The 4,270-nt window shown below is 62.0% G+C and carries 4 protein-coding genes; 2 read left to right on the top strand and 2 right to left on the bottom strand.

Annotation, left to right across the window (positions count from 1 at the left end; translation table 11 throughout):
• The first annotated feature begins 57 nt into the window (after positions 1–57).
• Both prfB and AADA04_RS02430 read left to right on the top strand, forming a co-directional pair.
• A protein-coding gene (prfB, locus tag AADA04_RS02435; protein WP_340691642.1) for a peptide chain release factor 2 occupies positions 58–1,177 on the top strand; the annotation gives its coding sequence in 2 pieces (ribosomal slippage) (positions 58–126 and positions 128–1,177; 1,119 coding nt in all).
• Positions 1,167–1,769, top strand: a complete 603-nt coding sequence (locus tag AADA04_RS02430) for a DUF1294 domain-containing protein (protein ID WP_340691641.1) — start codon at positions 1,167–1,169, stop codon at positions 1,767–1,769. Before prfB ends, AADA04_RS02430 begins: the two co-directional genes overlap by 11 nt.
• On the opposite strand, the gene AADA04_RS02425 is transcribed toward AADA04_RS02430, so the two are convergent.
• Both AADA04_RS02425 and AADA04_RS02420 read right to left on the bottom strand, forming a co-directional pair.
• Positions 1,760–3,103, bottom strand: coding sequence for a VWA domain-containing protein (locus tag AADA04_RS02425; protein ID WP_340691640.1), 1,344 nt, complete (start codon positions 3,101–3,103; stop codon positions 1,760–1,762). The genes AADA04_RS02430 and AADA04_RS02425 overlap by 10 nt on opposite strands.
• Positions 3,104–3,109: 6 nt before the next feature.
• Positions 3,110–4,102 carry a MoxR family ATPase gene (locus AADA04_RS02420; RefSeq protein WP_340691639.1) on the bottom strand — a complete coding sequence of 331 codons (993 nt, stop codon included), beginning with the start codon at positions 4,100–4,102 and terminating at the stop codon, positions 3,110–3,112.
• Between the last annotated feature and the right edge of the window lie 168 nt (positions 4,103–4,270).

Here is a 4,270-nt window from a genome sequence, read left to right as displayed (position 1 = left end):
GCTATCCCGGCCCCTGCTGTTCCGTTTCCACAATTGCGCCCAACAAGGCTTGTTCACATGTCCGCTGAAATAAAATCCCTGATCGACCAGATTCGCCAGTCATCCGACCTGCTACGGAGGCGTCTTTGACTGGGATACAGCCACGAAACGCCTCGATGAACTGACCAACCTCTCCGAGCGCCCGGACTTCTGGGACGACTCGCAGGCGGCGCAGGCCATGATGCGCGAACGCCAGCGCCTTGCTGATGGCATTGCGATGGTCGATTCCCTTCGAACGGAAGCGGAGGACGCGGAGGAATTGCTCGAACTCGCCGATGGCGATGCGTCGATGATCGCGGATATCGAACGCACCTTGTCGAAAGCGGCCGAACGGGCCGAGAAGGCCGAGCTCGCTGCGCTCTTGTCGGGCGAAGTGGATGCGAACGATGCGTTCGTGCAGATCAATGCAGGCGAGGGTGGCACCGAGAGCCAGGACTGGGCCAACATCCTCAGGCGCATGTACATGCGGTGGGCGGATGCGCACGGCATGCAGGTCGAGGAACTCGACGAGCGCGAGGGCGAAGAGGCGGGCATCAAGTCTGCCACGATCCAGATCAAGGGCGAGAATGCCTATGGCTGGCTGAAATCGGAGCAGGGCGTGCACCGGCTGGTGCGCATCTCGCCATTCGACAGTTCGGCGCGGCGCCATACGAGCTTTGCTTCGGTCAGCGTTTCACCCGTGATCGACGACACGATCGAGATCGAAATCAATCCGTCCGATGTGCGCACCGACACTTATCGCGCCTCGGGCGCTGGCGGCCAGCACATCAACAAGACCGACAGCGCCGTGCGCCTGACGCACGCGCCCAGTGGTATCGTGGTGGCCTGTCAGGTCTCCCGATCGCAGCACCAGAACCGCGACCAGGCCTGGCGCATGCTGCGCTCCAAACTCTATGAACAGGAATTGCAGAAACGCCGCGATGCCGCCTCCGATGCGAACGCATCCAAGAGCGCAATCGGCTTTGGTCACCAGATCCGTTCCTATGTGCTGCAGCCCTACCAGATGGTGAAGGACCTGCGTACAGAGGTTGAAACGTCGGACACTCAGGGTGTACTCGACGGCGACATTGATCGCTTCCTCAGCGCGGCCCTCGCCGCAGCTGTGGAACAAGGAAACGGAACAGACGATGCGACGTGAAGGCCGGCTTGTTGAATGGTACGCGGACCGCGGTTTCGGTTTCCTCGCACCACACGATGGCGGGCCGAACGTGTTCCTCCATATCAAGAACCTGCCCAAGGTCGATAAACGGCTCGATATCGGTCAGGCCTATGCTTTCGATGCCGTGCTTGATCCGACCGGTCGCGAACGCGCTGAAAATGTCGTGCCGATCATCGAACCTGTCGTGGTGGAGAAGCGGCCTGCCTGGTCGTATTTGCGTCATCTGCCGCCGTTCCTGGTGATCGGGGCATTCATCGGGATTGTCGTGTCGGTCGCGAGCGTCGTTCCGGTTTCGACGAACTGGTACATCATTTATGGCGTCGCAAGCTTCGGCTGCATCATTGGCTACTGGATCGACAAGAATGCGGCGATCCAGAAGAACTGGCGGATATCGGAAACGGTCCTGCTGTTGCTCGGCCTGGTCGGTGGCTGGCCCGGTGCGATCGCGGCGCAGGAAATTTTCCGCCACAAGACGCGCAAGGGCACGTTCCGCTACCTGTTCTGGATGACGGTCGCCATCAACATGGCCGCGTTCGTGCAGATCAACGTTCTGGGCGTGCCTCAGCCATAGGCGCTGAGCACTTCGTCGACGGCGCGCTCCAGATCCTTCAGCGTCGCGACATGGCTCATCTGTGTGCAGAAGGGCAGGTAGCGCGGGATGGCGCTGTCGCCGGTGCCCCATTGCGAGCGACCTTCGGGGTTGAGCCAGATCATGCTTTTCGCCCGCTGGGCAAAGTCGCGGAACAGGTCGGCGCGCGGGTCGCCATAGTTTGACCTTCCGTCGCCGAGGACGATCACCGTCGTGCGCCGGTCGATGATGTTTTCATGCTCGACCTTGAGGTCCGACCAGGCCTGGCCGTAATCGGTCGAGCCCATGCCGAGTTCGCGGATGATCTTGGCCATCGCTGCTTCGAACTCATTGTCGGCAAGGATGTCGTCGACAGGCTTCAGGCGGTGCGAGAAGGCGAAAGCGTGAATGTCCGGCACCGCGTCTGCGAGTGAATAGAGCAGGAGCAGGAGAAAGCGGACATATTGGGCGACCGAGCCGGAGACATCACAGATCGCCACGATCTTCGGCCGGTCCTTCTTCTTCTGGCGCCAGATGACATTGAACGGTACGCCGTCGAGACCGGCATTGGCGCGCATCGTGCGGCGCACGTCGAGCTGGCCGCGATTGCGCTTCTTGCGGCGGCGGGAGTGCTTGACGGCGAGGCGTTTGGCGATCTTGGCGATCAGGCCCTTCATGCGCTCCATGTCATAGCGGTCGAGCGCGTTGAGGCGTTTCTCTGCGGCGAAATCGTCGCGGAATTGCTGGGTCTCTCCGGCACCGAAGACATCAAAGGCGCGCTCGGCCCGTTCGCGGGCCCGCATCGTCAGGTCGCGGCGGATGTCGATGAGTTCCTGCGCCTCGGCCTCGTCGCCGGGTTCGCGGCCCTGGAGGGCTTCGAGCAGGCGTTGCTGCAGGCCTTCGCCGCCCATCTGCTTGATGATCTGCTGGGCATAATAAGCGACCTGGGTGGAGAAGCGGATGTCGTCGATCCCGGCGGCTTCGGCAGCGCGTTCCATGGCGGTTGAGATCGCGGACTCGTCACCTGACTGGAGCAGTTCGACAAGGTCTTCCGGCGGTGGCTGGGCGGCGCCGTCTTCTGCCTCATTCCCTGTGGCATTCGCCGCGTTGTCTGCCTGCGATTCCGAATGGGAAAAGTAGAGGTCAAACAGGCGGTCGTGGACCTGTTTCTCCTGATCCGACTTGGCGAGCACGCAGCCGAGGGAATCCTTCAGCAGCGACCGGTCGCCATAGCCGATCAGGGCGACAGCGCGGGTCGCGTCGAGGGCTTCGCCGGTCGAGACGCGCACTTCGGAAGACCGCAGCGCCCGGATGAAATTGGTGAGCGTGCGCTCCATTCTCCGCTACCCGAGTTCGGGATAGCCGGAGGCGGTGCGTCCGGCCTTGTCCGGTCCGGTGGCCTCGCGAACGAGCCGGGGGACTTCCTTGGACACGGCGGCAATATCGCTCTCGTGTTTGAGCAGGACGTTCAGCGTGGTGCGCACGAATTCTTCGTCGAGCGCCGTCGTGTGCATCAAAAGAAGCGTCCGGGCCCAGTCGACGGTTTCCGAGATGGAAGGGCGTTTCTTGACGTCGGTTTCGCGCACGCCCTGAACAAAGCTGACCAGCTGTTTCAGCAGGATGTCCGAGACGTCCGGCACCCGGGCCTGGACGATCTGGCGTTCGCGGGCCGCATCGGGGAAACCGATATGGAGGTGCAGGCAACGGCGCTTGAGGGCGTCACCGAGTTCGCGGACATTGTTCGAGGTCAGGATCACCAGCGGCGGGACATTGGCGCGGATCGTGCCGATTTCGGGCACGGTGACCTGATAGTCCGACAGCACTTCCAGGAGGAAGGCCTCGAACTCTTCGTCCGACTTGTCGATCTCATCGATCAGCAGGACCGAGCCGGCCGGTTGCTGCATCGCGGTCAGCAGGGGCCGCGATTCGAGGAATTGTTCGGAGAAGAACAGGTCTTCGAAGGAGGCAAGCTTGCCGAGCGAGGTGGAGAGATTGTCCGCCGAGCCGATCAGCTCGTTCAGTTTCTCCTTGAGAATCTGGGTGTAGAGCAGCTGCTTGCCGTATTTCCATTCATACAGCGCCTTGCCCTCGTCGAGGCCTTCATAGCATTGCAGGCGCAGCACCGGGAGGCTGAGCCATTTGGCCAGCGACTGGGCCAGATCGGTCTTGCCGACACCGGCCGGGCCTTCGATCAGGATCGGCTTGCGCAGGCCATGGGCCAGGAACACCGCCGTCGAAATCTCGCGCGTGGAAATATAGCCAACGGTGGCGAGTCCTGCGGTGACTGCATCGATGGAACTGAGCGGCTCGTAGCCGGTGGAAATGTCTTTTGCCATGCACAAAGGGGTAGGGGGCGGGTGAAAGGCTGGCAAGGCATATCGCTGGGGCAAGCGCCCTTGCCCGGAAACACCTCCCGGTGCCCGGCAAACCTGTCTGATTGAGGCGGGGAGTCAGCTTGAATTATCCCACTTTTCCAGCGCGGCGGCGAGCAGGCCGGGCAGGGC

The organism is Hyphomonas sp., assembly GCF_037969335.1.
Taxonomy (GTDB): domain Bacteria; phylum Pseudomonadota; class Alphaproteobacteria; order Caulobacterales; family Hyphomonadaceae; genus Hyphomonas.
The sequence above is the reverse complement of the archived record's forward strand: the minus strand, read 5'-3'. Positions and strand labels throughout refer to the sequence as shown.

Excerpts from the sequence above, each read along its gene's own strand:
- AADA04_RS02420 (WP_340691639.1), bottom strand. The coding sequence starts at position 4,102 with ATGGCAAAAGACATTTCCACCGGCTACGAGCCGCTCAGTTCCATCGAT.
- AADA04_RS02425 (WP_340691640.1), bottom strand. The coding sequence starts at position 3,103 with ATGGAGCGCACGCTCACCAATTTCATCCGGGCGCTGCGGTCTTCCGAA.
- AADA04_RS02430 (WP_340691641.1), top strand. The coding sequence starts at position 1,167 with ATGCGACGTGAAGGCCGGCTTGTTGAATGGTACGCGGACCGCGGTTTC.